Origin of the sequence: Streptomyces prunicolor (assembly GCF_045162825.1) — a bacterium.
GTDB lineage: Bacteria > Actinomycetota > Actinomycetes > Streptomycetales > Streptomycetaceae > Streptomyces > Streptomyces prunicolor.
In genome coordinates this window covers 1,254,729-1,281,266 of sequence record NZ_CP108676.1, presented here as the reverse complement: position 1 = coordinate 1,281,266, position 26,538 = coordinate 1,254,729, and the positions used below count along the sequence as shown (strand labels likewise).

The window sequence follows — 26,538 nt, the reverse complement described above, 5'->3', positions numbered from 1 at the left end:
TGCCGTCACCCGGCCGTGGGCGAGTCCGGCGGCCATTGACCGAAACCGACCCCCGGAAGCCTGGGATCGCCTGCCTACCCCGCCACGGCGGAAGTAATCGCCTTCTTTGTGTCCGGCAGGAAAAAAGGCGGTGACGGACAGAGGGTGCAGGATAATTTGCGGAGGTCCGCCTTGCTAGGGGAAACCATGAACGCATACGGTGTCCATACGCGAGGTTCTCCCGTGGAGGATGGGACATGACGGAAATTCTTGTGCAGGTGGGTTCTGAGGAGCGGCTTCCTCTCATGACCAGGGTGGTGGAGCATCCGGCATGGCCCGTGCTCAAGGATGCCGTGGAGCGGATCCGGCCATGGCAGTCCAAGGACGGGTCGATCGACTTCGCGGCCGAGTCCGCCCCGGGCCGCGCGGAGGCCGAGTCCGCCGTACGCCGCGTGACGGGCGCCGTCGAGGAGCTCTCCCCGCTGCTCCCGCACGACGCCGCGTACCACGCAGCGCTCGTCAGGGACCTGGGGCAGTGGGCGGCCGACGGCTTCCAGGTGCCCGACTTCCTCGACTCGCTGCTGGCGTTCCAGCCCGCCGCCAACCGCCGGGACGGACTCCAGCACCTGGTCGTCTTCCCGATGTACACACAGAACGGCAACCCGGACCGCAACCTCGAAGCGGTCGTCCTGCGCATGGTCTGGCCCGACTGGCTGGCCGAGCTGGAGGCGACCCGCTACGACAACCCGCTGTTCTGCGGCATCACCTTCGAGGACTTCACGTCCGGCTACGACACCAACTCGGCCGTCCTCTTCCCGGAGACCATCGCCGTACGGCAGGCGCCGGAACGGTTCTCCTGGGGCGGCATCTTCTGCGATCGCGAGGCCGCCCGCTTCCGCCGGGTCACCGAGGCCGCCGTGGACATCCTGGGTATGCGGCTGCCCGAGGACGTCGCCACGATGGTCGACGACCAGAAGCGCTGCGAAGAGGCCTTCGTCCTGTGGGACATGGTCCACGACCGCACCCACAGCCACGGCGACCTGCCCTTCGACCCGTTCATGATCAAGCAGCGCCAGCCGTTCTGGATGTACGGCCTCGAAGAGCTGCGCTGCGACCTCACCGCCTTCAAGGAGGCCGTCAGGCTGGAGGCCGACGGCGTCCCGCAGGCCCGTGACGTGCAGTACGCGGTCCTCTGCGACCGCATGTTCCGCTTCCCGGTCACCGGCGAGCGCGTCCGCAACTACGACGGACTCGGCGGCCAGCTCCTCTTCGCCTACCTGCACAAGCACGACGTCGTCCGCTGGACCGACAACAAACTGCACATCGACTGGCAGCGCGCCCCCGAGGTCACCAACCAACTGTGCGCCGAGATCGAGGACCTCTACCGCGCGGGCATCGATCGCCCCAAGCTCGTCCACTGGTTCAAGGCCTACGAGCTGGTCGCGACCTACCTCGCCCCGCACCCGGGCTCCCGCTGGGCCAAGGGCCCGGACGCCCTCGACCTGAGCCAGCCGCCGCGGAAACTCGTGGATGACGTGCTTCCGGACGAGTTTCCGCTGAGCATGTTCTATGAGGCACTCTCCAAGAAGCTCAAGAACGTGATCGCGTCGACCCGGGGCATCACGGCGGAGAACGCCGAGCGGATCGCCGCGTGAGCGACCGCAGCACCGAAGTGGCTCAGGAGGCGAGGACCATGGGGAACGGGGCGCTCAACGGCGCGGTGATCGCGGTGGCCGGAGCGGGCGGGCCCGCGGGCCGTGCCGTGCTGCTGCGGCTGGCCGAGGCGGGCGCGACCGTCGTCGGCGCGGACGCGCATCCCGAACGCCTGGCGGAGGCCGTGGACGCGGCCCGCTACGCGCACGGCGGGGCAACCGTCGTAGGGGACACCGTCGACCTGCTCGACCCGCAGGCGACCCGCGACTGGGCCGAGCACATCGAGAAGGACTTCGGCCGCGTCGACGGCCTGGTCCACCTCGTCGGCGGCTGGCGCGGCAGCGCCACCTTCACCGACACCGACCTCGCCGACTGGGACCTGCTGGAGAAGCTCCTCATCCGCACCGTCCAGCACACCTCCCTGGCCTTCTACGACGGCCTGGAGCGCAGCGACCGCGGACGCTATCTGCTGATCAGCGCGGCGGGCGCCAGCAAGCCCACGGCGGGCAACGCCGCGTACTCCGCCTCGAAGGCGGCCGCCGAGGCCTGGACCCTTGCGATGGCCGACGGGTACCGCAAGGCCGGCGGCGAGGACGGCCCCACCTCCGCCGCCGCCGTCATGGTGGTGAAGGCGCTGGTGCACGACGCGATGCGCGCCGAGCGCCCGAACGCGAAGTTCGCGGGCTTCACCGACGTCAAGGACCTGGCCGAGGCCATCGCCGGCGTCTGGGACAAGCCCGCCACCGAAGTGAACGGAAACCGTCTGTGGCTGACCGAGAAGCCGTGAACCCTCCGAAGACCGACGCCCGTCGCCACCACGACCCGGAGATCCGCGGCTTCGCCAGCGACAACTACGCCGGCGCCCACCCCGAGGTGCTCGCCGCCCTGGCCCTCGCCAACGGCGGCCACCAGGTCGCCTACGGCGAGGACGACTACACGGAGAACCTCCAGGGCATCATCCGCAGCCACTTCGGCGCCACGGCGGAGGCCTTCCCGGTCTTCAACGGCACCGGCGCGAACGTCGTCGCCCTCCAGGCGGTCACCGACCGCTGGGGCGCGGTGATCTGCGCCGAGAGCGCCCACATCAACGTCGACGAGGGCGGCGCCCCCGAGCGGATGGGCGGCCTGAAACTTCTCACGGTGCCCACCCCCGACGGCAAGCTCACACCCGAACTGATCGACAAACAGGCCTACGGCTGGGACGACGAGCACCGCGCGATGCCGCAGGTCGTCTCGATCACCCAGAGCACCGAACTCGGCACCCTCTACACGCCGGACGAGATCCGCGCGATCTGCGACCACGCCCACGCGCACGGCATGAAGGTCCACCTCGACGGCTCCCGGATAGCCAACGCGGCCGCCTCCCTCGACGTCCCCATGCGGACGTTCACCAACGCGGTCGGCGTCGACATCCTCTCCCTGGGGGGCACGAAGAACGGTGCGATCTTCGGCGAGGCGGTCGTCGTCATCAACCAGGACGCCGTCAGCCACATGAAGCACCTGCGCAAGCTGTCCATGCAGCTCGCCTCCAAGATGCGCTTCGTATCAGTGCAGTTGGAGGCCCTGTTCGCCAAGGACCTGTGGCTGCGCAACGCTCGCCACGCCAACGAGATGGCCCAGCGCCTCGCCGAGGGCGTCCGCGCGGTGCACGGCGTGGAGCTCCTCCACCCGGTGCAGGCCAACGGCGTCTTCGCGCGCCTCCCGCACGACGTGAGCGAACGCCTTCAGAAGCGCTTCCGCTTCTACTTCTGGGACGAGGCCGCCGGAGACGTCCGCTGGATGTGCGGCTTCGACACGACCGAGGACGACGTGGACGCGTTCGTGGCGGCGCTCAAGGAGGAGATGGCCCGCTAGGCCTGGCGGCGTGGAGCTGGGTTGAGTCGCGTTGTGCATAGGTATGCGGTCACCTGAAAAGTCATTGACTCTCGGGTGATCGCTTTCCTATGCTCTGCGGTCATGGAGCTGATCCAGAACACCTCTGACCTGTCCGCGTACTTGGCTGCCGACGAGGCCGTTGATCATGAGCATCCCCTCGTGCGGGAGACAGCCGCGCGGCTGGCCAGAAGTGCCGCGGATTCGTATGGCTATGCACGGCTGGCGTTCGAGTTCGTCCGCGACACCATCCCGCACTCGCAGGACTCCGGTGATCCGCGCGTCACCTGGCGGGCCTCCGACGTCCTGGAGCGGGGCACCGGCATCTGCTACGCGAAGGCGCACGCGCTGGCCGCGCTGCTGCGGGTCGAGGACATCCCGACGGCGTTCTGCTACCAGAAGTTCGACGTGGTCCACGGGTTGGTCGCCGTGCGGTTCAACGGGGCCTGGCACCGGCAGGATCCGCGCGGCAACAAGCCGGGCGTGGACGCGCAGTTCTCCCTCGACGGCGAGCAGTTGGCCTTCGTGCCTGATCCTGAGTTCAATGAGCTGGACTATCCGGTCCTGTACGCTGAACCGCACCCGGTCGTGCTGAGCGCTCTGAAGGCCGCCCCCGACCGGTCGCACCTGTGGCAGACACTCCCGACCGCAATCTGAGGCAGAACATGACCCTCACCCTGACCGTGTCCGACGAAGTCCGCGCCCTAGCCCCCGGGTTCACCCACGTGGCGATCGAGGCGACCGGACTGGTCAACGGGCCGAGCACCGAAGCGAGTTCGGCGCTCCTCGACGACGCGGCCCGCCGTCTCGCCGTACGGCTGGACGGGCGCGCCCCGCACGAGGACCCGCACATGGTGGCCTGGCGCGAGGTGTACACGGCGTTCGGGTCGAAGCCGTCGCGGACCCGCAACTCGGCGGAGGCGCTGGCCAAGAGGGCGCTTTCCGAGGGCGGGTTGCCCCGGATCAATGTGCTGGTCGATCTCTACAACACCATCAGCGTTGCCCACTTGATCCCCGTGGGTGGTGAGGACACCGACCGTATTCAGGGCGCGATGACGCTCCAACGGGCCGCCGGGGACGAGGAGTTCGTGACCGTCGCGGGTGGTGAGGAGGTCGTCGAGCATCCCGACGCGGGCGAGGTGGTGTGGCGGGACGCTGTTGGTGTCACGTGCCGTCGGTGGAACTGGCGGCAGGGGCCGCGCACCAGGCTCACGGAGGAAACGACCGCCGCAGTCTTCCTGTTGGAGAGTCTGGCGCCGATGCCGGTCGCCGAGGTCGAGCGCGCCGGTGCCGAACTCGCCGAGCTGCTGGAGAAGTTCAGCCCCGGGGCGCGGATCACCGTCCACGCCCCGGCGTGACGATTCAGCGAGCCTCTGCCGCCTTGACCTCTTCCGGGGTCGGTGCCGTGCCGCCGAGATGGGCCGGCATCCACCAGGTGTCGTCCGGGCCGTTCGGGCGTACCGGATAAGCGCGTTGGGCGGCTTCGAGGAGTTCCTGGATGCGCTCGCGCAGACGGCGGGTGATCGCGCCCGCGTACTGGTCCTGCGGGGCCTCCACCGGCTCGCCGACCCGGATGGTGATCGGGGTGTGGCTGCGCTTGAAGTTCTTCGGGTGGCCCTTGGTCCACAGGCGCTGGGTACCCCACAGCGCCATCGGAATCAGCGGGACGCCGGCCTCCTGGGCCATGCGCGCGGCACCCGACTTGAAGCTCTTCAGGGTGAAGGACTGGGAGATCGTCGCCTCGGGGAAGACGCCGACGATCTCACCGGACCGCAGCGACTCCAGCGCGTGCTGATAGGCCGTCTCACCCTGCTTGCGGTCCACCGGGATGTGCTTCATACCGCGCATCAGCGGGCCCGAGATCTTGTGCCGGAACACCGACTCCTTCGCCATGAAGCGCACCAGGCGCTTCTGCGGCAGGGCGGCGAGACCGTCGAAGATGAAGTCCAGGTAGCTGATGTGATTGCTGACCAGCACGGCGCCGCCCGAGCGCGGAATGTTCTCCGACCCCTTGCAGTCGATCTTGAGGTCCCAGGCCTTGAACAGCGTTTGGGCGAGACCGATGACGGGGCGGTAGACAAGCTCAGCCATGGACGGGGTGGACCCTTCTCTCTGCCTGGAAGGGGTTCTCCGGGCGGGAAAGTTACGCAGCCGTAGGTTTACGGCATTGCGCAGATCGTGCCCCAAGAACGAACGACTGGCCAGTCCTCGTGCCGCAGAACGGCGAGATCCTCGTCACGTCCATCGCTTGATCCACCTCGGGCTTTTAAGTTTCCTTTACTGTGCGCGAACGGTCACTCGACGCACGAGCAGGTACATCTCGCAGCCCAGGCAGTACCCGAACGCGGCATTGAGGAACGCGGCGGCCAGCGCGGCCCCCGTCGCCGCGAGCCCCAGCCAGTCGGGGCCCAGGCCGAAACCGACCAGTCCGATCCCGGCGAAGACCAGGCCGACCGCCTGCGCGAACCGCGGCGGCTCGGGTGACTCGAACTCGGTCGGCGGCCCGATCCGGGGCTGTACGGCCTTCCGGAAGAGCCAGCCGTACGGCGAACGGCCCACGCCGCCCGCCGCGCCCAGCGCGAACGCCAGGGTCTGCCAGGCCAGCAGCCAGAAGCTGCCGGTGATCAGCACGACCGCCAGTACTACGGTCGTCAGGGCCGCCCCGAAGCGCGGTCCTCTTACGTCGATGTCCATGAATCAAGGATTCCGCAACGGAAAGGATTCGTGGTGCCGGGAATCTTTGCAGTCTCGTGAACGCTGGGGAATTCGATGACCGGACTTGTGGTGTGCGTGGTGGTGCTCGCGGTGGCGAGCGCCTACGGAGTGCTGCATCGGCGGCGGAGCGGGAGAGTACGCGTGCGTGGGCGCGACGGCGGAAAACGGCTCGGCGCCGCCGAGTTGGGCGACGACCTCGGCGAGAAGGCCACCCTGGTGCAGTTCTCCAGCGCCTTCTGCGCGCCCTGCCGGGCCACGCGCCGGGTGCTGGGTGAGGTGGCCGGCATGGTCCCCGGCGTGAGCCACATCGAGATCGACGCCGAGGACCATCTGGACCTCGTACGGGAACTCGACATCCTGAAGACCCCCACTGTGCTCGTTCTCGACGCCGAGGGGCGGGTCGTCCGGCGTGCCACCGGCCTCCCCCGCAAGGCGGATGTCATCGCGGCTCTGGGTGAGGCGGTTTGACGGTTGTGACGACGACGGTGAGCCATCTCCCATATGCCGGAACGTACTTGACTGTGCGCACCACCTATCGTCAACCTGACCGTATGCCTTCGGAACTCCTTCTCTTCGGGCGGGTGCACGTCGACCTCGCCCGCACCGCGAGCGCGCGCTGTCCGGGCTGTTGAGCAGCCACGGACCCCGCTCGTCCCCTCCGCAGAAGGACACGTCCATGACGGCCACGCCCGACCTCGGCACCCGTACTCCTCAGCACGCCTCTCCCGACCTGCTGCGTTCCGTCTTCCGGCAGCACGCGGCCGGTGTGGCGGTGATCACCGCGCGCGGTGAGAACGGCCCGGTCGGCTTCACCGCCACCTCGCTCAGCTCCGTCTCCGCGCAGCCCCCGATGCTGTCCTTCGGGATCAGCACCGGCGCCTCCAGCTGGCCCGCGATATCCGGGGCCGACCATGTCGGCGTGCACGTACTGGGCGAGCACCAGGAGGAGTTGGCGGCCACCTTCGCCCGCAGCGGTGCCGACCGGTTCGGGGCGCCGACCGCCTGGCGCGAGGGTCCCGAGGGCGTGCCGATCCTCGACGGTGTGCTCGCCTGGCTGGTGTGCCGGGTCGTCGCGCGCGTGCCCGCGGGGGACCACCGCATCGTCCTGGCCGAGGTCGTCCTCGGTGACCACGCGGGCACCGGCCGCCCGCTCCTCTACCACCAGGGACGCTTCAACGGGCTGCGTGACTGAGGCCACTCCGGGTGGGTGACGGGCCACCCTGCGGAAGCGTCGAGTTCCGATTACGCTGCGTTGCACAGGTCACAGTTCAAAGCGCTTGCTTAGCGGGCACCCCTTGGGGGAGCGTAGGAGTGCGTACTGGCGAGTAATATTTCGCTCGGAGCACCGGTCGCCCCCACCGGGAACGGCCGTTCAGGGCGCCTATGCTGCCTGGAAGTAGGCAGCCGAAAATGACGATGCAGTAGGAGAGCCGGCGTGAGCTTGAGGATCGTTGTCACTGTGAAGTACGTGCCCGACGCCACTGGCGACCGGCACTTCGCCGATGACCTGACCGTCGACCGGGACGACGTGGACGGTCTGCTCTCCGAGCTCGACGAGTACGCGGTCGAGCAGGCGCTGCAGATCTCCGAGAACTCGGACGACGACGTGGAGATCACCGTCCTGACCGTAGGTCCCGAGGACGCCAAGGACGCCCTGCGCAAGGCGCTGTCCATGGGCGCCGACAAGGCGATCCACGTCGAGGACGACGACCTGCACGGCACCGACGTCATCGGTACCTCCCTGGTGCTGGCCAAGGCGATCGAGAAGGCCGGCTTCGACCTGGTCGTCTCCGGCATGGCCTCCACCGACGGCACCGCCGGTGTGATCCCCGCCCTGCTGGCCGAGCGCCTGGGCGTCCCGCAGGTCACGCTGCTCTCCGAGGTCTCCGTGGCGGACGGCGTCGTCAAGGGCCGCCGTGACGGCGACACCGCCAGCGAGCAGCTGGAGGCCTCCCTGCCGGCCGTCGTGTCGGTCACCGACCAGTCGGGCGAGGCGCGTTACCCGTCCTTCAAGGGCATCATGGCCGCCAAGAAGAAGCCGGTTCAGGCCTGGGACCTCTCCGACCTGGAGATCGACACCGACGAGGTCGGCCTCGAAGGCGCCTGGACCGCCGTCGACTCCGCGGCCCAGCGCCCCGCGCGCACCGCCGGCACGATCGTCAAGGACGAGGGCGAGGGCGGCAAGCAGCTCGCCGAGTTCCTCGCGGGCCAGAAGTTCATCTAAGGCCCACGGGCCAAGGCCCAACTCGCTTACCGCCCCTCAGACTTCCAGACTTCGCAAGCACGCAGGAGACCATCCCCATGGCTGAAGTTCTCGTCTACGTCGACCACGTGGACGGCGCCGTCCGCAAGCCCACCCTTGAGCTGCTGACCCTGGCCCGCCGTATCGGCGAGCCCGTCGCGGTCGCCCTCGGCGCCGGTGCGGAGAACACCGCCGCCGCGCTCGCCGAGCACGGCGCGGTGAAGGTGCTCACGCACGACGCCGCCGAGTACGCCGACTACCTCGTCGTACCGAAGGTGGACGCCCTCCAGGCCGCCGTCGAGGCCGTCTCCCCGGCCGCCGTTCTGGTGCCGTCCTCCGCCGAGGGCAAGGAGATCGCCGCCCGGCTAGCCGTGCGTATCGGCTCCGGCATCATCACCGACGCCACCGACCTGGAGGCCGGTGACGAGGGCCCCGTGGCCACGCAGTCGGTGTTCGCCGCCTCCTTCACCACCAAGACCCGGGTCTCCAAGGGCACCCCGGTCATCACCGTGAAGCCGAACTCGGCCGCCGTGGAGGCCGCTCCGGCCGCCGGCACCGTCGAGGCCCTCGCGGTCACCTTCTCGGACAAGGCCACCGGCACCAAGGTCACCGCGCGCACCCCGCGCGAGTCGACCGGCCGCCCGGAGCTGACCGAGGCCGCGATCGTCGTCTCCGGCGGCCGCGGGGTGAACGGCGCGGACAACTTCGCGATCATCGAAGCCCTCGCCGACTCCCTCGGCGCGGCTGTCGGCGCCTCGCGCGCCGCCGTCGACGCCGGCTGGTACCCGCACTCCAACCAGGTCGGCCAGACCGGCAAGAGCGTCTCCCCGCAGCTCTACATCGCCAACGGCATCTCCGGCGCGATCCAGCACCGCGCGGGCATGCAGACCTCGAAGACCATCGTCGCCGTCAACAAGGACGCCGAGGCCCCGATCTTCGACCTCGTCGACTACGGCGTCGTCGGCGACCTCTTCGACGTCGTCCCGCAGCTCACCGAAGAGGTCAACTCCCGCAAGGGCTGATGTCTTTGAGGTTGTACGAGGCTCCCGTGACCCACGTGGTCGCGGGAGCCTTCGCGTGTCCCGAGCCGCTCATCCCAGGCTGATCGTGGACCGCACGGGCAGGTGGTCGCTCGGGAACTGGCTGTTCTCGGCGTAGGTGTCGACGGCCGACCGGTGCACGGTGACTCCCGGGGTGACCAGGATCCAGTCGATGCGGCCACCGTCCGGGAGGAGCTCGTGGTAGCCGTGGAAGGTGCCGTACGACAGCCCGCGCCCGGCCGCCGCGTCCCAGGCGTCCTTGAGGCCGGCGCCCAGCATCGTGTCGTAGACGGCGGTGGTGTGCGCGGCGGTGTTGAAGTCGCCGGTCACCACGATCGGCAGGGAGCGGTCGAGGCGGGCGAGGCGTTCGGCGATGAGCGTGGCGGCACGCTCGCGTGCGTACTGACTCGCGTTGTCCAGGTGGGTGTTGAGGACGTAGAACTGCCGCTCCTTGTCCCCGAGATCGCGGAAGCGGATCCATGTCGCGATGCGCGGGTGGGCGCCGCCCCAGGTGTTCGACCCGATCACGGCGGGCGTGTCGGAGAGCCAGAACTGGTCGTACTCGACGGGGGCGAGGCGGCGGGTGTCGTAGAAGATCGCCGTCTCCTCGTCGAAGCTGCCGCCCTTGCGGCCGCCGCCGATCCAGTCGTAGTGCGGTGCCAGGTCCTGCTTGATGTCCTGGAGTTGCGCGTAGAGGCCCTCCTGGGTGCCGATGATGTCGGGGGCCGCGCGGAGCAGCAGGTCGCGCATCACCGGGCGGCGGTCCTTCCAGCTGTTGGGCTCGTCGGTGCTCGCGTAGCGCAGGTTGAACGTCATGACGTCCAGCAGGCGGGTGTCGTGCCGGGCGGCGGCGGTGGAGCGGACGGTTCCGATCAGCGGCAGGGCCACGGCGGCCGCCAGTAGCGTGGTGAGCCCCGCGCGCCGCGTCACCGTTCTGACAGTCGGCATGTGCATCCCCTCCCCTTGCGAGTCAGGATGAAGGGGCGAGGCGCTGGGCGGAAGAGGGCCTCGGGGCGGGAGTGAATGCCCCGGGTTCACGGCGTGGACAGGGTGTTGACCGGCGGGAAGCTCCATGGATAACTTCGTTCTACGGATTGTTGATTCCGTAGAGCGGAAAACTGGAGGGTGTGGGATGGGTCAGGGCGAGCAGGAGAAGGTGGCGACGAGCCTCGCGGGCGCGATCAGCGAGGAGATCAGCGCCTCCCTGGCACCGGTCGACGCCGAACTGGAGCGCCGTTACCCCGGCGACCCGGGCACCCGGCAGCCCGTCCACACGGTCTACGTCCCCGGTGACGTCTTCGCCGCCGACACGATCCGCTCCTGGGGCGACCGGGCCCTCGCCGCCCTCGACGAACACGCCCCCGACGCGGCCTCCTTCGCCGCCGTCCTGGGCCTCTCCGACGAACTCGCCGAACCCGTCCACGCGCGCGTGCGGGCCAAGTTGGAACGCGAGCCCATCGAGGATCTGCGCGTCGACTTCGAGGACGGCTACGGCCCCCGCCCCGACGCCGAGGAGGACGAGGCCGCCGCCCGTGCGGCCCGGCTCATCGCCGAGGCGTACGAGAAGGGCACGGCGGCGCCTTACATGGGCATCCGTATGAAGTGCATGGAGGCGCCGGTGCGCGACCGGGGCATCCGCACCCTCGACATCTTCCTGACCGGGCTCATGGCGGCCGGCGGCCTGCCCGAGGGGCTGGTCCTGACCCTCCCCAAGGTCACGTACGCCGAACAGATCACCGCGTTGGTGCGCCTCCTGGAGGCCTTCGAGAAGGCGAACGGGCTGGAGCGGGGCCGGATCGGCTTCGAGATCCAGATCGAGACCAGCCAGTCCATCCTCGCCACCGACGGCACCGCCACGGTCGCCCGCATGATCCAGGCCGCCGAGGGCCGCGCCACCGGCCTGCACTACGGCACCTTCGACTACAGCGCGTGCCTCGGCGTCTCCGCCGCCTACCAGGCCAGCGACCACCCGGCCGCCGACCACGCCAAGGCGATCATGCAGGTCGCGGCGGCGGGCACGGGGGTGCGTGTCTCGGACGGCTCGACGAACGTCCTCCCGGTCGGTCCCACGGCCAAGGTCCACGACGCCTGGCGGCTGCACTACGGCCTCACCCGGCGGGCCCTGTCCCGCGCGTACTACCAGGGCTGGGACATGCACCCCGGCCACATCCCCACCCGCTACGCGGCCGTCTTCGCCTTCTACCGCGAGGGCTTCGAACAAGCCGCCGCGCGTCTCGCCCGCTACGCCAACCACGCCGGCGGCGACGTCATGGACGAGCCCGCCACCGCCAAGGCCCTCAGCGGCTATCTGCTGCGCGGCCTGGACTGCGGGGCACTCGACATCGCCGAGGTGGCCAGGGCGACCGGACTGACCCGGATGGACCTGGAGGGTTTCGCGGCGCCGCGCCGGGGCGACCTCACGGCGTCCGCCAAGTAGTGGACCTGTCACAGGTGTTGGCGCCGGCTTCTGTTGTCACTGCCGCCCCGTAGGCTGTACGGCATTCATGGATGGGCCACAGGGACGGAGCGGGCGGTGCCTTCGGGGGAGAGCGGACGCGTGGACGAGGTCGACCGATTGCTGGCCGGGCGCTATCGCGTCGTGGACCGACTCGGGCGCGGTGGCATGGGCGTCGTGTGGCGGGCCGTCGACGAGGTCCTCGGCCGCGAGGTCGCCGTCAAGGAACTGCGCACCTTCACCGACGCCCACGGACCCGAACTGGCCGACCTGCGCCTGCGGATGCAGCGCGAGGCGCGGGCGGCGGCGCGGGTCCGCCATCACGGCGTGGTCGCCGTGCACGACATCGCCGAGGTCGACGGACGCCCGCTGATCGTCATGGAGTTGATCGACGGTCCGTCCCTGGACGACGTGTTGGCGGAGCGCGGCCCGATCGATCCGCGCGAGGCGGCCGGGATCGGCGCGAAGGTGATGGAGGCGCTGGCCGCGGCCCACGCCGTGGGCGTCCTGCACCGCGATGTGAAGCCGGGCAACATCCTCCTGGACCGCTCGGGCCGGGTCGTCCTCACGGACTTCGGCATCGCGACGATGGACGACCCGGGTGACGGCTCCGCCACCCACCTCACGCGCAGCGGTGAACTCATCGGCTCCCTGGACTACTTGGCCCCCGAGCGGGCGCAGGGCGCGGACCCGGGCCCTGCGTCGGACGTTTGGGCCTTGGGCGCGACGTTGTACGCGGCGGTCGAGGGTGCGTCGCCGTTCCGCCGCACGTCCACGTACTCCACCCTCACGGCGATCGTCTCCGAGCCGCTGCCGGAACCCCGGCGGGCGGGCCGACTTGGGCCCGTTCTGCGGCAACTGTTGGAGAAGCGGGCGGAGTTGCGGCCGGGGGCGGATTCGGCGCGGGAGTTGTTGGAGAGGGTTGCGGCGGCGCCGGGGGTGGATTTGCCTACGTCTGTGCTGCGGTCGACCGGGGGCGGGATCCCTGCGGTGCCGCCGAGGTTCGGAGCGGTGGAGTCGCGGGGGAGTGGGAGCGCGGGGCCGGGAGCGGGGGTTCCGGAACCGAAGGCGTCGACGGAGTCGAAGGATCCAACGGAGTTGTGGGCGGCGGGACTTGGGGGAGCGGGGGCGGTGCCGGCAGGTACCGATCCCGATCCCGATCCCGATCCCGATCCCGATGCTGGGGCTGGGGCTGGGGCTGGGGCTGGGGTCCGGGGCGCGGGCGCCGCTGAGCCTGCGGAGAGCGGGCAGGGTCTCGGGGCTGGGCACCATTCGGCTCCAGCCGGGCTGGGTTTCGGCACTGACGAGCCGGCCGGAGGCGGTGGGCCGGGGACCGAGGGTTCGTCCGAGGGAGCGGGACCGGAGGAGGCCGCGGGCGACGCCTCGGGGCGGTCCGGATCAGGAGGGTCAACAGCTGGGTCGCCAGGGCGACTTGGAGCAGCTGCGTACGGGGCGGGTGCGGCAGGCCTGCGCGGAGCGGGAGAGCAGGGCCCCGACTCTTCCGAGCGACCGGGTTCGGATGCCTTCGCGTCCGCTGCCACGCCCCCTTCCACGCCAACTCCCACATTCGTACCCCAAGGCTTCGGCCCGCCCCTCGCTCCGGTGGCCCCCGTGGCCTCCGTGACCCCCGCGCCCGACCCCTCCCTGCCGACCGATCCCATGACCCACCCGTCGGCCGCACCCCGCCGCAAGGCCCGCATCCTGATAGCCGCCGCTGCCGTAGTGGCAGTCCTCGCCGGTGCCGGAGTGGTCGTCGCCCGCATGGTCGACTCCGGTGACAGCACGGTCACTTCGCAGCCCAGCGCCTCACCTCAGGCCGGGGTCGGCCCCGCCTCGCCCAGTGGACGTACGGACGCCGACCGCTCGGCAGACCCCAAGCCCACCGAGCAGGGCGGCGACAGGACCCAGGCGCCGACGCAGCAGCACACCGGCAAGGGAGAGAGCACGGCGGCGGGGCAGGATCTCACCGTCGCCCCGAGCAAGTCCACGTCCTCCAGCGGCGGAAGCGTCGGCGGTGGCGCCCCCGCGACGGGCGGAGCCACGCCCAGTTCCAGTCCCGCGTCCGTCTGTCAGTCCATCGGCGGCGGCAAGTACAACTGCCAGGTGTGGCGCAGCGCCAAGTCCTACACCGCGTCCGGCACCGAGGTCGGCGTGCTCGGCGCGGGCACCAACTACTTCTACTGCCAACAGAACTTGGGCCGCCGCGAGACGTACGGTCAGTGGACCAACGTCTGGTGGGCCAAGACGGACGATGACAGCGGCAACACGAACGTCTATGTCAGCGACGTCTACCTGAAGGGCGGGGACAACGACGAGCCGATTCCGGGGCTGCCGGTCTGTTGAAGTCTCTCTGGGAACTGTCAGAATTCCCGGAATCGATCGCATGAGGTGATGGTGGTGGACAACGTGCCAGCCACAGACGCGGATCAGCAGGAGCAGGGCACCATCGTGGTGTCCAGGGCACCGGACGGTGGCCGTGATCAGTTCCGGCGCTACAAGGTGTTCATCGACGACACCCAGGTCGGCCTGATCGGCCGCGGACGAACCTTGCGTTTCGACCTGCCGGTCGGCCCTCATCGGCTGCAACTGAAGATCGCCTGGTGCTCCAGCCCGACACTGACAGCCATGGTGGAACCGGGGGAGCCGACTTCCTTCCGCTGCGCCCCCGGTGGTGAGCCGTCCGAGGCGCTGAGTGCCGTGACCGTGGGCGCAGCCGACTACATCGCGCTCCAGCGGACCGACGAGCCGATGGAGGCGCTCAGGGTTCCCCGGGACGGAACGCCCCGCTTCCAACTGGCCACCGCGCTGGGTTTCCTCGCCGGCTGCCTCGCCCTCATCGGGGCCTGGATCTGGCACTAGGCCGGCGAGGTGCGTGAATGGTCGCTCAGCCTTCCAGACCCGACATCGTCACGAGCCCCTCTTCCCGGAACAGCCTCGTACCCCGCTCGCACAACTCCCGGTCGGCCCGCGCCCGTTCGCAGAACTCCTCCGGCGTCCGCCCGAACAACGCTCTCAACGCCGCCGAGCTACCCAGCAGTTCGGTGAGCAGCGCCCGCTCGCCCGGGTGCCGACGCGGTACTCCCGTGCCGTCGTGCAGGACGCCATGCCGGTTGACGTAGACGTACACGCCCCGCAACAACTCGCCTGAGCCCAGTTCGATATGGCATTGGGGCTCGGGCAGCAATGGCCGGTCGTACGCCCCCTCACTCGCGTCCACCACCGCGAGCTGCCGCGCGTCGAACCACGTCACGAACAACTCCCGTACGACACCGGGCGCGTGGACCGGCGACGCCGACACATACCCCACGCGGCTCACATGCGCGGAGACACCGACGTCCACACCCGTGACCCGTACCTTCAGCATCGGGACGGGAGACGTGATCCCGAACTCGGCCATCTTGTGCCGCAGTTGGCCGGGGCAGGCGTTGGAGCCGATGGCGAGGACCGGGGTGCGGTTCGCGTACGGGGGGTGGTCGTCGAGGGGCAACAGGCGGTCGCCGACCAGGAGTCCGGACTCCGTGGGCCACACACCCGGGTAGCTGAGGGGATCCTCGCGCGGCGCCCCGGCCAGCCCCAGGGCCTCCAACGTACGGTCGCCCACAGGGGGGTTCACCCGCCGCTCAGTCCGACGGCGGCAGCTCGCCCGAGCCCCGGGTGATCAGCCTCGTCGGCAGCTCGATCCGCTCCGGCGCGATCAGCGTGCCGTCCAGCTGTCGGAAGAGACGGTCCGCGGCCGTACGCCCGAGCGTCGCCGCGTCCTGCGCGACCACCGTCACCCCCGGCTGGAGCAGATCGGCGAGTTCGAAGTCGTCGAAGCCCACCAGGGCGATCCGGCGGGACTGTTCGGCGAGAACCCGGACGACGGTCACCGTCACACGGTTGTTGCCGGCGAAGATCGCGGTGACGGGGGAGGGACCGGTCAGCATCTCCTCGGCCGCCCGGCGCACCCGGACCGGGTCTGTCACGCCGAGGGACATCCACGCGTCCTCGACCGGTATGCCCGCGTCCTCCATGGCGGCCCGGTACCCGCGCAGTCGCTCGGCGGCCGTGTGGATGCGGGGCATGTCGCCGATGAAGCCGATGCGCCGGTGGCCGTGGGAGATGAGGTGGGTGACGCCGTCGCGCGCGCCGCCGTAGCTGTCGGACAGGACGACATCCGCGTCGATCTTCCCGGCCGGGCGGTCCACGAACACGGTCGCGACGCCCGCCTTGATCTCCGGCTCCAGATAGCGGTGGTCGTCGCCGGCCGGGATCACCACAAGGCCGTCCACGCGCCGGGCGCACAGCGCGAGCACCAACTCCTGCTCGCGGTCCGGGTCTTCGGCGCTGGAGCCGTTGATGAGCAGGGCACCATGCGCGCGGGCGACCTCTTCGACGGCGCGGCTGAGCGGGCCGTAGAACGGGTCGGCGAGGTCCTCCAGGACGAGGCCGATGCTGGCCGTGCGGCCCTTGCGCAGGACGCGGGCGCTGTCGTTGCGGCGGAAGCCGAGGGCGTCGATGGCTTCCTGGACCCGGCGCTCGGTGTCGGGGGTGACGCCCGGCTCGCCGTTCACCACACGAGACACCGTTTTCAGGCCGACACCCGCGCGTGCGGCCACGTCCTTCATAGTTGGACGGTTGCCGTAGCGGTTCTCGGGGCGGCGGGCGGTCTCTGGCACGATGCGCTGTCCTGTCCTGTCGTCCACGGGGGATGCATAGGTCCATGGGTTTGTATGAGGATGTGGCGTCGAGCATAGAGCCTGGACAACGTTGTCATATGCGAGAGAGACTGTCCACCGAATATCTCCGGCCTGCGCCCCCACCGCGAGACCGGCCCAACTCACCTTCTGGTGGTTCTCATGTTTGACGGGGAGATCTGACACTGATGCACACCGACCTCGTGGCCGCGCTCGACATCGGCGGCACCAAGATCGCCGGGGCGCTGGTGGACGGCCACGGCAAGATCCTGGTGCGAGCACAGCGCCCGACGCCCTCGCAGGACGACGGCGACACCGTGATGCGAGCCGTGGAGGAGGTGCTCGCGGAGCTCACCGCATCACCTTCGTGGTCCCGCGCGAGCGCCCTCGGCATCGGCAGCGCGGGTCCCGTGGACGCCTCCGCCGGCACCGTGAGCCCGGTCAACGTGCCCGGCTGGCGCGACTTTCCGCTCGTCGAGCGGGTGCGCGCGGCGGCCGGTGACCTGCCCGTCGAGCTGATCGGCGACGGCGTGGCGATCACGGCGGCCGAGCACTGGCAGGGCGCCGCGCGCGGGCACGCCAACGCGCTGTGCATGGTCGTCTCCACGGGAGTCGGCGGCGGCCTCGTCCTCAACGGGCAGCTGCACCCCGGGCCGACCGGCAACGCGGGCCATATCGGCCACATCAGCGTGGACCTGGACGGCGACGCCTGCCCGTGCGGTTCGCGCGGTTGCGTCGAGCGGATCGCCAGTGGTCCCAACATCGCCCGGCGGGCGGTCGAGGGAGGCTGGCGGCCGGGCCCGGACGGCGATGCCTCGGCCGCGGCCGTCGCCGCCGCCGCGCGGGCCGGTGACCCGATCGCGGTGGCCTCCTTCGAGCGGGCCGCGCAGGCCCTCGCCGCCGGTATCGCGGCCACCGCGACCCTCGTCGAGATCGACATCGCCGTGATCGGCGGGGGAGTCGGCAAGGCGGGTGACGTGCTGTTCACGCCGCTGCGGAAGGCGCTGAGCGACTACGCGACGCTGTCCTTCGTGCAGCGGCTGACGGTGACGCCGGCTCAGATGGGCACGGACGCCGGGCTGGTGGGAGCGGCCGCGGCCGCGCTCGCCGGGCGGGCGAGCGCGACCTCGGCCGGGGTGTGAGCAACCGACTTGGCCGAAACGTTCGTTCAGCGACCTTCGCTCCGTGACGTGCGAAGTGCCGTGTTCAGCACGTGAGTTGAGCGTCCGCCCAGTCCGCGTGGTCCGAGTCGATCCCGTCGCCGCCGTCGGTGACGACGAGTCGGACCACCTGGGCGCCGGTCACGTCCGCCGTGACCGGCTGGGCGGGCATCGCGTTGGTGAGGACGCCGGTCGAGGCGACCTTCGTACCGTCCGCCCAGATCTCGAAGGCGACGGTCCCGTTGGCGCCCTTCTCGTCGTCCACACCGACGTCCGCGGTGACCTTCTCGCACGCCTTCCCGGTGTAGTACTCGACGTCGCTCTCGGCGTGCACACCAAGTCCCTTGGCGTACACCACTCCACCGAGGGTGATCGGATGACCGTCCCCCGCGGTGCTCTCCCCGTTGCTGGTGTTGCGCTCAACGGGCCCGTATCCATTGGCCGTTGACATCCAGGGAAGATCGCCGAGGTACGAGGTCCCCGAGGGTGGTGCCACCACCACGGACGCGGTGAACGGCAGGGTGCTGCTGACGCGGGTGCCACTTGGCGAGCGGTAACTCGCCTTGAGCGTCAGGTCGTACGACCCCGTCGGCGTCCCCGCCGGAGCGGTGACCGTCCACTTCGTGCGCAGCGACTTGCCGGTCCGTACGGCCTTCGCGGTCGTCGACGACTTGGCCCGCACCTTCCAGCCCGTGGACCCGGTCAGGCTCACGGAGACATGCTCGGCGGTCGTGCGGCCCAGGTCGGTGACCGTCGTGGTGAGCGGGGTCGAGGTGGCCGCCTGGATCAACGGAGCGCTGTCCAGGCCGAGTTCGACGGCCGGCGGGTTCTTGAGCGCGTGCCGGTCGGCCGAGACCCGTACGAGGACCGTGCCGTGGGCCGGGACGGCCGCGGAGATCGCGCCCGCGGTGTTGTAGCTCTTGTGCTGCCACAGGTCGCGCAGGGCGTACGCGTGGGCGTTCGGGAGGCCTACGGCCGCGGCGGTCGTGGCGATGCGCTGGGCGCTGCCGGACTCGTTGAAGAGCGCGACCGTACGACTGCCGTCCTTCATCTCCTTGGCGACGACCCAGCGTCCACCCTCGGACGTGACAACGTTGCCCTGCTTGCCCAGCGGGTCCTGGTCGACCGCGATGACCTCCTTGTTGTCGAGGATGTCGAAGGTCGCGGGGGTCGCCGTGCGCAGGTCCGAGCCGATGAGAAGAGGTGCGGCCATGATCGACCACATGGAGAAGTGCGAGCGGTACTCGGTGTCCGTCATGCCGCCGTTGCCGACCTCCAGCATGTCCGGGTCGTTCCAGTGGCCGGGTCCCGCGTAGGGGGCAAGTGGCAGGTTCTGCTTGAGGATCGACAGCATCGAGCCCCAGTTGTCGCTGATGTCACCGGTCGTGCGCCACAGATGTCCGACGTCCGCGGCCCACTCCCAGGGCTTGTTCTCGCCCCACTCGCAGATGCTGAAGACGATGGGCCGACCGGTCGCCTTCAGGGCGTCGCGCATCGTGTTGTAGCGCAACTTGGCGTCCACGCCTTGGTTGTTGCAGTTGTCGTACTTGAGATAGTCCACGCCCCAGTCGGCGAACTGCTGCGCGTCGCTGTACTCGTGGCCCAGGCCGCCGGGGAAGCCGGCGTCGTTGCACGTCTTCGTGCCCGCGCTGGTGTAGATGCCGAGCTTGAGCCCCTTGGAGTGCACGTAGTCCGCGACCGCCTTGATCCCGTGCGGGAAGCGGACCGGGTCGGGGACGAGCTTGCCGTCGGCGTCGCGGTTCGGCAGGGCCCAGCAGTCGTCGAGGTTGACGTACTGGTAACCGGCCGCCTTGAGGCCCTTGTTGACGAAGATGTCCGCGATGCCCTCGACCATCGACTCGTTGAACTCGGCACGGCAGTTGGTGGAGTTCCAGTTGTTGAAACCCATCGGAGGGGTGAGTGCCTGACCGTCGGCCAGGGTGGGGGAGACGGGGTCCTGTGCGGGTGCGGCCACGGCCGGCGCGGCGAGGCCCGCCGTGCACAACAGGCCTGCGGCGAGCGCTCCGACCACTCTTCGGCGGGTCGTGCGGGTGTGGGGGTGACGCGTCATTACGTTCCTCCGGACTCGCGAAAGATGGGATCACTTCCTGTGCATGCCATGTGCGCGATTACGGTAGGACGTGTCGAACTCTGTTGGAAGAGTTGCGTATTTATTGTTCGACTTTCCATCGCGCACGTTTTGAACGCGTTCAACTTTCTGCGCTAGGCTCCCTCCCGACAGAAGGGGGAGCCCGGTGAAGATCGTCATTCCCGGTGGCACGGGACAGGTGGGCGCGATCCTCGATCGCGCCCTGACCGAGGCCGGTCACGAGGTCGTCGTCCTGACCCGGCGGCCGTCGCGCGACCGCGAGGTGTGGTGGGACGGCGAGAACCTGGGCACCTGGGCCCGGGAGATCGACGGCAGCGACGTCGTCATCAACCTGGCGGGCCGCAGCGTCAGTTGCCGCTACACCCCCGCCAACCTGAAGGCCATGATGGACTCGCGGGTGCACTCGGCCCGGGTCGTCGGCGAGGCGATCTCCGCCGCCGCGAGCCCGCCGCACGTCTGGCTGCAGATGAGCACCGCCACCGTCTACGCCCATCGCTACGACGCCCCCAACGACGAGGCCACCGGTGTGATCGGCGGCGCCGAACCCGACGTACCCGACTACTGGTCGTACAGCGTCGAGATCGCCAAGAACTGGGAACGCGCGCAGGAGCGCGCCGACACCCCGCACACCCGCAAGGTCGCCCTGCGCGCCGCCATGGTGATGAGCCCCGACCGGGGCGGTGTCTTCGACGTCCTGTCGGGACTGGTCCGGCTCGGGCTCGGCGGGCCGGTCGCGGGCGGTGCCCAGTACGTCTCCTGGATCCACGACCAGGACTTCGTCCGCGCGGTGGAGTTCCTCGTCGACCGGGACGACATCGCCGGGCCGGTGAACCTCGCCGCCCCCGAACCGCTTCCGCAGCGGGCCTTCATGCGCGTCCTGCGCGCCGCTCGGGGCGTCCCCGTCGGGCTGCCCGCCACGAAGTGGATGGCGGAACTGGGTGCCCTCGCGCTGCGCTCGGACACCGAACTCCTCCTGAAGAGCCGCCGGGTCGTCCCGGGACGGCTGCTGGCCGAAGGGTTCACCTTCGACCATCCGCAGTGGCCCGAGGCGGCCGTGGACCTCGTACGACGGGCACGGGGCGGCGCGGGTTCCATCCGGCGGGCCGTCCGGGCGTGACCCCGGCGCGCTTCGTCAGTTGAACGGGGCATGAAGAAGCGCAGCATGCTGGCCATCGCCTCCCTCGCCACCGGGTTCGTCGTCGCCGCGATCTCCCCGTCGCACTCCCACGACCACGAGGTGCTCGGCGATCTCAACGTCAAGGACACCGTGGGTGCCATGGATCACCTCGTCAGCGACGGCAGCTTCGCCGCCGACGAAGGGGTCCTGGGACAGAACAGCTGATACCCGTCGTAAGTGTGCGGCGCCGGTGCCTCGTCGGAGGGGGCACCGGCGCCGTCGTATGTACGCCCTCAACTGCGGCTGGTTTCCGTGGCAGGGTGGAACGGGCAAGCCTCAGGGGGCCAACAGAAGAGGGGGAACTGTCCGTGATCGTCTGGATCAACGGCGCGTTCGGTGCAGGCAAGACCACCACCGCACGGGAACTGATCGAACTGATCCCGAACAGCACGCTCTTCGACCCCGAGGTCATCGGCGGAGCACTTCCGTATCTGCTCCCGCCCAAGCACCTCGCAGAGGTCGGCGACTTCCAGGACCTGCCGATGTGGCGGCGGCTCGTGATCGACACGGCGGCGGCCATGCTCGGCGAGCTCGGCGGGACCCTTGTCGTTCCCATGACCCTGCTGCGGCAGGAGTACCGCGACGAGATCTTCGGCGGTCTCGCGGCCCGCCGGGTCACGGTCCGGCATGTCCTCCTCGCTCCGGCGGAAACGATCCTGCGCGAGCGAATAGCCGACCGGGAGGTCCCACCGGACCTCCCTGACGGCGAGATCCGGACCCGCCAGTGGGCCTACGACCACATCGAGTCGTACCGCGCCGCGCTCGGCTCCTGGCTCACCGCCGACGCCCATCTCGTCGACACCAGCGCGCTCACCCCGTACGAGACGGCCGCCCGGATCGCCGGCGCCGTCGGCAGCGGTGCCGTGCCCGTCTGCGACATCGTGCAGACCCCGGAGCCCACCTCGGAGACCCTCGCGGCCGGGGTGCTCCTCTTCGACGAACAGGACCGCGTGCTGCTCGTCGACCCCACCTACAAGGCCGGCTGGGAGTTCCCCGGCGGCGTCGTCGAACCCGGCGAGGCACCCGCCCGGGCCGGCATGCGCGAGGTCACCGAGGAGACCGGCATCGTGCTCGACGACGTACCCCGGCTGCTCGTCGTCGACTGGGAACCGCCCGCACCACCCGGCTACGGCGGGCTGCGCCTCCTCTTCGACGGCGGCCGGCTGGACGCCGCCGTGGCCGACCGGCTGCTGCTGCCCGGACCGGAGTTGCGCGGCTGGTGCTTCGCCACCGAGCAGGAGGCCGCCGACCTGTTGCCGCCGGTCCGCTACGAGCGGCTGCGCTGGGCGCTCAGGGCCCGTGAACGTGGCGCCGCGCTCTATCTGGAGGCGGGCGTACCACTTGGCTGACGGGGCGTCAATTTGCGCTCTGATCAACGATGTTGGACGGGGCTTTGCTATACCAGGGACACCACCTGGCGATTTTGCGGGGTGTGGAGGATTCCGATAACAAAGCGAGGGTGAATCGTCGCCTTCCCGGTATGAACAAGAACGTGAAGAAGGAACATCCGAGCCCTAACGTCTTTGCGCAGCTCAGTTCTCTCGCGGCCGTCGGCCGCCTCTATGGGACCGGACATTTCGCCGGTCGAAGGAGAGGAACATGCGCGTGCCATCCTCGGCCCTCACCCGGGCCCTCACGCTCGCCGCCGGGCTCGTCCTGGTGCTCACCGCCTGCAGCAGCGGCGGTGGGGGCGGCGACTCCAGCAAGGGCAGCTCGGCCGGGCTCACGTCCTGCAACACCGTGGGCAAGGCCAACACCTGCAACTCGGCCACCACCAAGTCCGGCGGGACGTACACCTATGTGCTGGAGAAGAACATCCAGCAGTGGAACGTCCAGGACGTCAACGGCAACACCTTCGAGAACGGGGAGGCCCTGGAGGTCGTCCTGCCGCAGGTGTTCATACCCCAGCCGGACTTCACCGTCGCGCTCAACACCGACCTGGTGACCTCGGCGACGCAGACCAGCGCCAGCCCGCAGACCATCGTCTACAAGATCAACCCGAAGGCGGCGTGGAACGACGGGACGCCCATCACCGCCGACGACTTCATCTACTACTGGCGCACCAACAACGGCAAGGACTGCCCGCCGCCGCCCGCCAGCGACTCCACGCAGACCAAGGGCTGTCTGCCGCAGAGCACCGCGGGCTACGACCGGATCAAGTCCCTCACGCCCGCCGACAACGGCAAGACCCTCACCATGGTGATGTCGCAGCCGTACTCCGACTGGAAGTCCCTGTTCGGCGCGGGCTATCCGCTCTATCCGGCCCACACCGCGGAGAAGATCTCCGGCGCCAAGGCCGGTGACGCCACCGCCATGACGGCCGCCCAGATGGCGCAGGCCTGGCAGTACTTCCTGAAGACGCCGCCCACCAAGTACCCCACGGCGGGCCCCTACAAGATGCAGCAGTGGGTCGACAACGACCACGCCACCTACGTGCCCGATCCCAAGTGGACCGGTGCGAAGAAGGCGACGCTCCAGCGGCTGATCTTCAAGGTGATCTCGGACGCCACCCAGGAGCCGACGGCCCTGAAGAACAACGAGGTTCAGGGCATCTATCCGCAGCCCGAGGTCGACCTGGTCAACCAGGTCAAGGACATTCCCGGTGTCACGTACACCATCGGCAACGGGCTGACCTGGGAGCACTTCGACCTGAACCTGCACAACCCGGTGCTCGGGAAGTATCTGGCGCTGCGGCAGGCGATGTTCACGGCGATCAACATCAAGGACATCATCGCCAAGACGGTCGGCCAGTTCGACCCGTCCGTGAAGCCGCTCGGCAACCACAACTTCGTTCCCGGGCAGGCCGGTTACAAGGACGTGGTCACCGGTACCGGTCAGGGGTCGGGTGACCTGACCAAGGCGAAGGCGTATCTCACGGCCGCCAAGTTCACCGGTGTGGGCACGGCGTTGAAGACACCGGACGGCAAGACCGTCGGACCCTTCAACTGCCGCTACACCACCGGCAACCAGATCCGGCAGAGTGAGTGCCAGATCCTGCAGAGCAACCTGGCGAGCCTCGGCATCAAGGTCACGATCAAGCCGATCGGCGCCGCCGACCTCGGTACGGTCCTCGCCGGGCACCAGTACGACATCATCGTCTTCGCCTGGGTCGCGGCACCGTTCCCGAGCAGTGGCGCCCAGCAGAACTGGTTCACCGGCGGTGGCGGCAACTACGGCGGCTACAGCGACAAGAAGGCCGATGCCCTGATCTCCCAGGCCGTGGGCGAGACGGACGCGACGAAGGCCGCGGCCCTCCTCAACCAGGCCGATCAGCTCATGGTCAACGACGCCTACGTGCTGCCGCTCTACCAGAAGCCGACGTTCTTCGCGACGCAGACGCGGTTCGTGAACATGCGGAACAACTCCACCAACGTGGGTCCGGCCTACAACACCGGCACGTGGGGCCTGAAGAAGTAGCCCACCGCCCGAGGGAACAGCTCCACCGGCACGCCCGTCGAGCCCGGCCCCGGTCCACACCGGGGCCGGGCCCGGCCCGGACGGCATCCTCGACCCGCCGGCCTCCGAGAGAAGACCGCATGCTCGCCTACACCGTGCGCCGCATCCTCGTCTCCATCCCCGTCCTCATCATCTCGACGTTCATCGTGTTCCTGGTCGTCATCAACTCCGGGGACCCGGTGGCCAACTTCGCCACCTCACGACAACCCGCGCCCAGCAAAGCGGCGGTGGCCGCCTTCGCCCGGCACATCCACGCCAACGAGCCGGTCATGGAACGCTATTGGAACTGGATCACCGGCGTCCTGCACGGCGACTTCGGCCCGTCCGTACAGGCCAACCTGAACATCGGGCACGACCTGTTCACCCGGTTCAAGGTGACCATCACGCTGGTCGCCGCCGCGATGATCCTCGCGCTGATCATGGCCGTCGTCTTCGGCGTGTTCAGCGCCATCCGCCAGTACTCCACCGCCGACTACACGATCACCTTCTTCGGCTTCCTCTTCCTCGCCATGCCCGTGTTCTGGTTCGCGGTCCTGCTCAAGCAGGCCGGCATCTGGTTCAACCAGAAGACCGGCAGTCAGTTCCTCGGCACCATCGGCGAGAAGTCGCCGTACCTCGAAGTCGACACCACCTGGAACCAGTTCACCGATCACGTGGGCCACCTCATCCTGCCCACCATCACCCTCGCGCTGGTCTCCTTCGCGTCCTGGACCCGCTACACCCGCGCCTCCATGCTGGAGGTCCTCAACAGCGACTACGTACGGCTCGCCCGCGCCAAGGGCCTCAGGCGCGGCAAGGTGATGACACGACACGCGCTGCGCACCGCCCTCATCCCGCTCGCCACCGTCACCGCGCTCGACATCGCGATCATCCTGGGCGGCGCGGTGATCACGGAGACGATCTTCCAGTGGCACGGCATGGGCGAGATGCTGGTCCAGGCGGCGACCACGCTCGACGTCTACCGCACCATGGCCTGGCTGTTGCTCTCCGCCGTCGTCGTCATCGGGTTCAACCTCATCGCCGATCTGCTCTACGCCGTACTCGACCCGAGGATCCGCTATGACTGACATCGAGGCACCGGGGTCCGCGGGCACCCAACTACCGCGTGGCGAACACGAGTTCACCGTACGACAGCGCACCCAGACCCAGCTGGTGCTGCGCCGCTTCGTGCGGCACCGGGCCGCGATGGTCAGCCTGGTCGTGTTCGTGCTGATCATCCTGTGGGCGTTCATCGGCCCGCACCTGTGGCACTACTCGTACCAGAAGTACACCGAGGACAACTCCAAACCCCCTTCCCTGAAGCACCCGTTCGGCACCGACTCCTCGGGCTACGACGGCTACGCCCAGGTCATGCGCGGCACCCAGACCTCGCTGAAGATCGCCATCATGATCGCGCTCGGCTCCACCCTGCTCGGTGCGATCTGGGGAGCCGTCGCCGGCTTCTACAAGGGCATCGTCGACGCGGTCATGATGCGCATCGCCGACCTGGTGCTGACGCTGCCCCTGTTCGCGATCGCCCTGGTCATCTCCTCGCGCACCGGCGGCTCCTGGTACTGGATCGCCATCGTGATCGCGGGACTGACCTGGGCGTACGTGGCCCGGGTGGTGCGCTCCTCGGTGCTGTCGCTGCGCGAGAAGGAGTTCATCGAGGCGGCGCGGGCGCTGGGTGCCTCGGACGCGCGGATCATCTTCCGGCATCTGCTGCCCAACGCGCTGGGCCCGATCATCGTCAACGCGACGATCCTGGTGGCGACCGGCATCCTCACCGAGACCGCGCTCTCCTTCCTGGGCTTCGGCGTCCAACCCCCGGACACCTCACTGGGATTGCTGGTCTCCCAGGCCCAGACCGCGGTCGACACCCGGCCCTGGCTCTTCTACATCCCCGGCGCGTTCATCATCGCCATCGCGCTGACCATCAACTTCATCGGCGACGGACTGCGCGACGCCTTCGATCCCCGGCAGCAAAGGGTGCGACAGTGACGACCACGAGTCATGGAGTACGG

At 69.2% G+C, this 26,538-nt stretch carries 25 protein-coding genes; 19 read left to right on the top strand and 6 right to left on the bottom strand.

From position 1 onward, the window contains the following. Positions 1-236: 236 nt before the first annotated feature. The 5 genes from OG588_RS05815 to OG588_RS05795 all read left to right on the top strand — a co-directional run bounded on the left by OG588_RS05815 (position 237) and on the right by OG588_RS05795 (position 4,862). Entirely contained in the window at positions 237-1,634 is a 1,398-nt protein-coding gene (locus OG588_RS05815; RefSeq protein ID WP_405946337.1) for a DUF6421 family protein, read from the top strand. A 38-nt stretch (positions 1,635-1,672) separates the two neighbouring features. Continuing rightward, positions 1,673-2,419 carry an SDR family NAD(P)-dependent oxidoreductase gene (locus OG588_RS05810; RefSeq protein WP_405953056.1) on the top strand — a complete coding sequence of 249 codons (747 nt, stop codon included), beginning with the start codon at positions 1,673-1,675 and terminating at the stop codon, positions 2,417-2,419. Then, complete coding sequence (locus OG588_RS05805; RefSeq protein WP_019062584.1) at positions 2,416-3,486, top strand: low specificity L-threonine aldolase; 1,071 nt, start codon at positions 2,416-2,418, stop codon at positions 3,484-3,486. The genes OG588_RS05810 and OG588_RS05805 overlap by 4 nt, the downstream gene beginning before the upstream one ends. Positions 3,487-3,588: 102 nt before the next feature. Then, positions 3,589-4,161: a transglutaminase domain-containing protein gene (locus OG588_RS05800; protein WP_405946336.1), complete on the top strand. Its 573-nt coding sequence runs from the start codon at positions 3,589-3,591 to the stop codon at positions 4,159-4,161. An 8-nt stretch (positions 4,162-4,169) separates the two neighbouring features. Continuing rightward, the gene (locus OG588_RS05795; protein WP_405946335.1) at positions 4,170-4,862 is read left to right on the top strand and encodes a B3/4 domain-containing protein; all 693 of its coding nucleotides are present in this window, start codon (positions 4,170-4,172) and stop codon (positions 4,860-4,862) included. A gap of 4 nt (positions 4,863-4,866) precedes the next feature. Here OG588_RS05795 and OG588_RS05790 read toward each other — a convergent pair whose 3' ends face one another. Together OG588_RS05790 and OG588_RS05785 are read right to left on the bottom strand one after the other, a co-directional pair. Continuing rightward, positions 4,867-5,595 (bottom strand): 1-acyl-sn-glycerol-3-phosphate acyltransferase, encoded by a 729-nt coding sequence (locus OG588_RS05790; RefSeq protein ID WP_033278392.1) that lies wholly within the window; start codon positions 5,593-5,595, stop codon positions 4,867-4,869. A 186-nt stretch (positions 5,596-5,781) separates the two neighbouring features. After that, a complete protein-coding gene (locus OG588_RS05785) occupies positions 5,782-6,198 on the bottom strand; it encodes a DUF4395 domain-containing protein (protein ID WP_405946334.1) in 417 nt (138 codons plus the stop codon). A gap of 75 nt (positions 6,199-6,273) precedes the next feature. On the opposite strand from OG588_RS05785, the gene OG588_RS05780 reads away from it, so the two are divergent. The 4 genes from OG588_RS05780 (at position 6,274) to OG588_RS05765 (ending at position 9,483) form a co-directional block, all read left to right on the top strand. Then, on the top strand, positions 6,274-6,687 hold the full coding sequence (locus OG588_RS05780) for a TlpA family protein disulfide reductase (RefSeq protein WP_405946333.1): 414 nt from the start codon (positions 6,274-6,276) through the stop codon (positions 6,685-6,687). Positions 6,688-6,895: 208 nt separating this feature from the next. Further along, complete coding sequence (locus OG588_RS05775; protein ID WP_019062578.1) at positions 6,896-7,411, top strand: flavin reductase family protein; 516 nt, start codon at positions 6,896-6,898, stop codon at positions 7,409-7,411. Positions 7,412-7,654: 243 nt separating this feature from the next. Then, entirely contained in the window at positions 7,655-8,443 is a 789-nt protein-coding gene (locus OG588_RS05770) for an electron transfer flavoprotein subunit beta/FixA family protein (RefSeq protein ID WP_262062823.1), read from the top strand. Positions 8,444-8,520: 77 nt separating this feature from the next. Next, positions 8,521-9,483, top strand: coding sequence for an electron transfer flavoprotein subunit alpha/FixB family protein (locus OG588_RS05765; protein WP_405946332.1), 963 nt, complete (start codon positions 8,521-8,523; stop codon positions 9,481-9,483). Between the two features lie 69 nt (positions 9,484-9,552). On the opposite strand, the gene OG588_RS05760 is transcribed toward OG588_RS05765, so the two are convergent. After that, positions 9,553-10,449 (bottom strand): endonuclease/exonuclease/phosphatase family protein, encoded by an 897-nt coding sequence (locus tag OG588_RS05760; protein WP_405946331.1) that lies wholly within the window; start codon positions 10,447-10,449, stop codon positions 9,553-9,555. A 184-nt stretch (positions 10,450-10,633) separates the two neighbouring features. On the opposite strand from OG588_RS05760, the gene OG588_RS05755 reads away from it, so the two are divergent. The 3 genes from OG588_RS05755 to OG588_RS05745 all read left to right on the top strand — a co-directional run bounded on the left by OG588_RS05755 (position 10,634) and on the right by OG588_RS05745 (position 14,815). Next, positions 10,634-11,938: a DUF6986 family protein gene (locus OG588_RS05755; RefSeq protein ID WP_405946330.1), complete on the top strand. Its 1,305-nt coding sequence runs from the start codon at positions 10,634-10,636 to the stop codon at positions 11,936-11,938. 120 nt (positions 11,939-12,058) lie between these two features. Beyond that, positions 12,059-14,299: a serine/threonine-protein kinase gene (locus tag OG588_RS05750; protein WP_405946329.1), complete on the top strand. Its 2,241-nt coding sequence runs from the start codon at positions 12,059-12,061 to the stop codon at positions 14,297-14,299. Between the two features lie 63 nt (positions 14,300-14,362). Next, positions 14,363-14,815 carry a hypothetical protein gene (locus OG588_RS05745; protein WP_405946328.1) on the top strand — a complete coding sequence of 151 codons (453 nt, stop codon included), beginning with the start codon at positions 14,363-14,365 and terminating at the stop codon, positions 14,813-14,815. Positions 14,816-14,840: 25 nt separating this feature from the next. Here the strand turns inward: OG588_RS05745 and OG588_RS05740 are convergent, their stop codons facing one another. Both OG588_RS05740 and OG588_RS05735 read right to left on the bottom strand, forming a co-directional pair. Then, positions 14,841-15,569, bottom strand: a complete 729-nt coding sequence (locus OG588_RS05740; RefSeq protein WP_405946327.1) for a hypothetical protein — start codon at positions 15,567-15,569, stop codon at positions 14,841-14,843. A gap of 7 nt (positions 15,570-15,576) precedes the next feature. Then, complete coding sequence (locus OG588_RS05735) at positions 15,577-16,641, bottom strand: LacI family DNA-binding transcriptional regulator (protein ID WP_366094364.1); 1,065 nt, start codon at positions 16,639-16,641, stop codon at positions 15,577-15,579. Between the two features lie 179 nt (positions 16,642-16,820). Between OG588_RS05735 and OG588_RS05730 the strand changes: the two genes are divergently transcribed. Beyond that, entirely contained in the window at positions 16,821-17,774 is a 954-nt protein-coding gene (locus OG588_RS05730) for an ROK family protein (protein ID WP_366094365.1), read from the top strand. Positions 17,775-17,838: 64 nt separating this feature from the next. On the opposite strand, the gene OG588_RS05725 is transcribed toward OG588_RS05730, so the two are convergent. Continuing rightward, on the bottom strand, positions 17,839-19,863 hold the full coding sequence (locus OG588_RS05725; protein WP_405946326.1) for an NPCBM/NEW2 domain-containing protein: 2,025 nt from the start codon (positions 19,861-19,863) through the stop codon (positions 17,839-17,841). 184 nt (positions 19,864-20,047) lie between these two features. Here OG588_RS05725 and OG588_RS05720 point away from each other — a divergent pair, with 184 nt between their 5' ends. From OG588_RS05720 to OG588_RS05695, 6 genes are all read left to right on the top strand, one after another. Further along, positions 20,048-21,019: a TIGR01777 family oxidoreductase gene (locus OG588_RS05720; RefSeq protein WP_405946325.1), complete on the top strand. Its 972-nt coding sequence runs from the start codon at positions 20,048-20,050 to the stop codon at positions 21,017-21,019. Positions 21,020-21,049: 30 nt separating this feature from the next. Then, entirely contained in the window at positions 21,050-21,244 is a 195-nt protein-coding gene (locus OG588_RS05715) for a hypothetical protein (protein ID WP_405946324.1), read from the top strand. Positions 21,245-21,387: 143 nt separating this feature from the next. Beyond that, positions 21,388-22,428, top strand: coding sequence for an NUDIX domain-containing protein (locus OG588_RS05710; RefSeq protein ID WP_405946323.1), 1,041 nt, complete (start codon positions 21,388-21,390; stop codon positions 22,426-22,428). A 250-nt stretch (positions 22,429-22,678) separates the two neighbouring features. Beyond that, on the top strand, positions 22,679-24,496 hold the full coding sequence (locus tag OG588_RS05705) for an ABC transporter family substrate-binding protein (protein WP_405946322.1): 1,818 nt from the start codon (positions 22,679-22,681) through the stop codon (positions 24,494-24,496). Between the two features lie 119 nt (positions 24,497-24,615). Further along, on the top strand, positions 24,616-25,602 hold the full coding sequence (locus OG588_RS05700; RefSeq protein WP_366094369.1) for an ABC transporter permease: 987 nt from the start codon (positions 24,616-24,618) through the stop codon (positions 25,600-25,602). Further along, the gene (locus tag OG588_RS05695; protein WP_405946321.1) at positions 25,595-26,515 is read left to right on the top strand and encodes an ABC transporter permease; all 921 of its coding nucleotides are present in this window, start codon (positions 25,595-25,597) and stop codon (positions 26,513-26,515) included. Before OG588_RS05700 ends, OG588_RS05695 begins: the two co-directional genes overlap by 8 nt. Positions 26,516-26,538: the final 23 nt, after the last annotated feature.

Excerpts from the sequence above, each read along its gene's own strand:
- OG588_RS05815 (WP_405946337.1), top strand. The coding sequence starts at position 237 with ATGACGGAAATTCTTGTGCAGGTGGGTTCTGAGGAGCGGCTTCCTCTC.
- OG588_RS05810 (WP_405953056.1), top strand. The coding sequence starts at position 1,673 with ATGGGGAACGGGGCGCTCAACGGCGCGGTGATCGCGGTGGCCGGAGCG.
- OG588_RS05800 (WP_405946336.1), top strand. The coding sequence starts at position 3,589 with ATGGAGCTGATCCAGAACACCTCTGACCTGTCCGCGTACTTGGCTGCC.
- OG588_RS05795 (WP_405946335.1), top strand. The coding sequence starts at position 4,170 with ATGACCCTCACCCTGACCGTGTCCGACGAAGTCCGCGCCCTAGCCCCC.
- OG588_RS05790 (WP_033278392.1), bottom strand. The coding sequence starts at position 5,595 with ATGGCTGAGCTTGTCTACCGCCCCGTCATCGGTCTCGCCCAAACGCTG.
- OG588_RS05785 (WP_405946334.1), bottom strand. The coding sequence starts at position 6,198 with ATGGACATCGACGTAAGAGGACCGCGCTTCGGGGCGGCCCTGACGACC.
- OG588_RS05780 (WP_405946333.1), top strand. The coding sequence starts at position 6,274 with ATGACCGGACTTGTGGTGTGCGTGGTGGTGCTCGCGGTGGCGAGCGCC.
- OG588_RS05775 (WP_019062578.1), top strand. The coding sequence starts at position 6,896 with ATGACGGCCACGCCCGACCTCGGCACCCGTACTCCTCAGCACGCCTCT.
- OG588_RS05765 (WP_405946332.1), top strand. The coding sequence starts at position 8,521 with ATGGCTGAAGTTCTCGTCTACGTCGACCACGTGGACGGCGCCGTCCGC.
- OG588_RS05760 (WP_405946331.1), bottom strand. The coding sequence starts at position 10,449 with ATGCCGACTGTCAGAACGGTGACGCGGCGCGCGGGGCTCACCACGCTA.
- OG588_RS05755 (WP_405946330.1), top strand. The coding sequence starts at position 10,634 with ATGGGTCAGGGCGAGCAGGAGAAGGTGGCGACGAGCCTCGCGGGCGCG.
- OG588_RS05730 (WP_366094365.1), top strand. The coding sequence starts at position 16,821 with ATGCACACCGACCTCGTGGCCGCGCTCGACATCGGCGGCACCAAGATC.
- OG588_RS05725 (WP_405946326.1), bottom strand. The coding sequence starts at position 19,863 with ATGACGCGTCACCCCCACACCCGCACGACCCGCCGAAGAGTGGTCGGA.
- OG588_RS05715 (WP_405946324.1), top strand. The coding sequence starts at position 21,050 with ATGAAGAAGCGCAGCATGCTGGCCATCGCCTCCCTCGCCACCGGGTTC.
- OG588_RS05705 (WP_405946322.1), top strand. The coding sequence starts at position 22,679 with ATGCGCGTGCCATCCTCGGCCCTCACCCGGGCCCTCACGCTCGCCGCC.
- OG588_RS05700 (WP_366094369.1), top strand. The coding sequence starts at position 24,616 with ATGCTCGCCTACACCGTGCGCCGCATCCTCGTCTCCATCCCCGTCCTC.
- OG588_RS05695 (WP_405946321.1), top strand. The coding sequence starts at position 25,595 with ATGACTGACATCGAGGCACCGGGGTCCGCGGGCACCCAACTACCGCGT.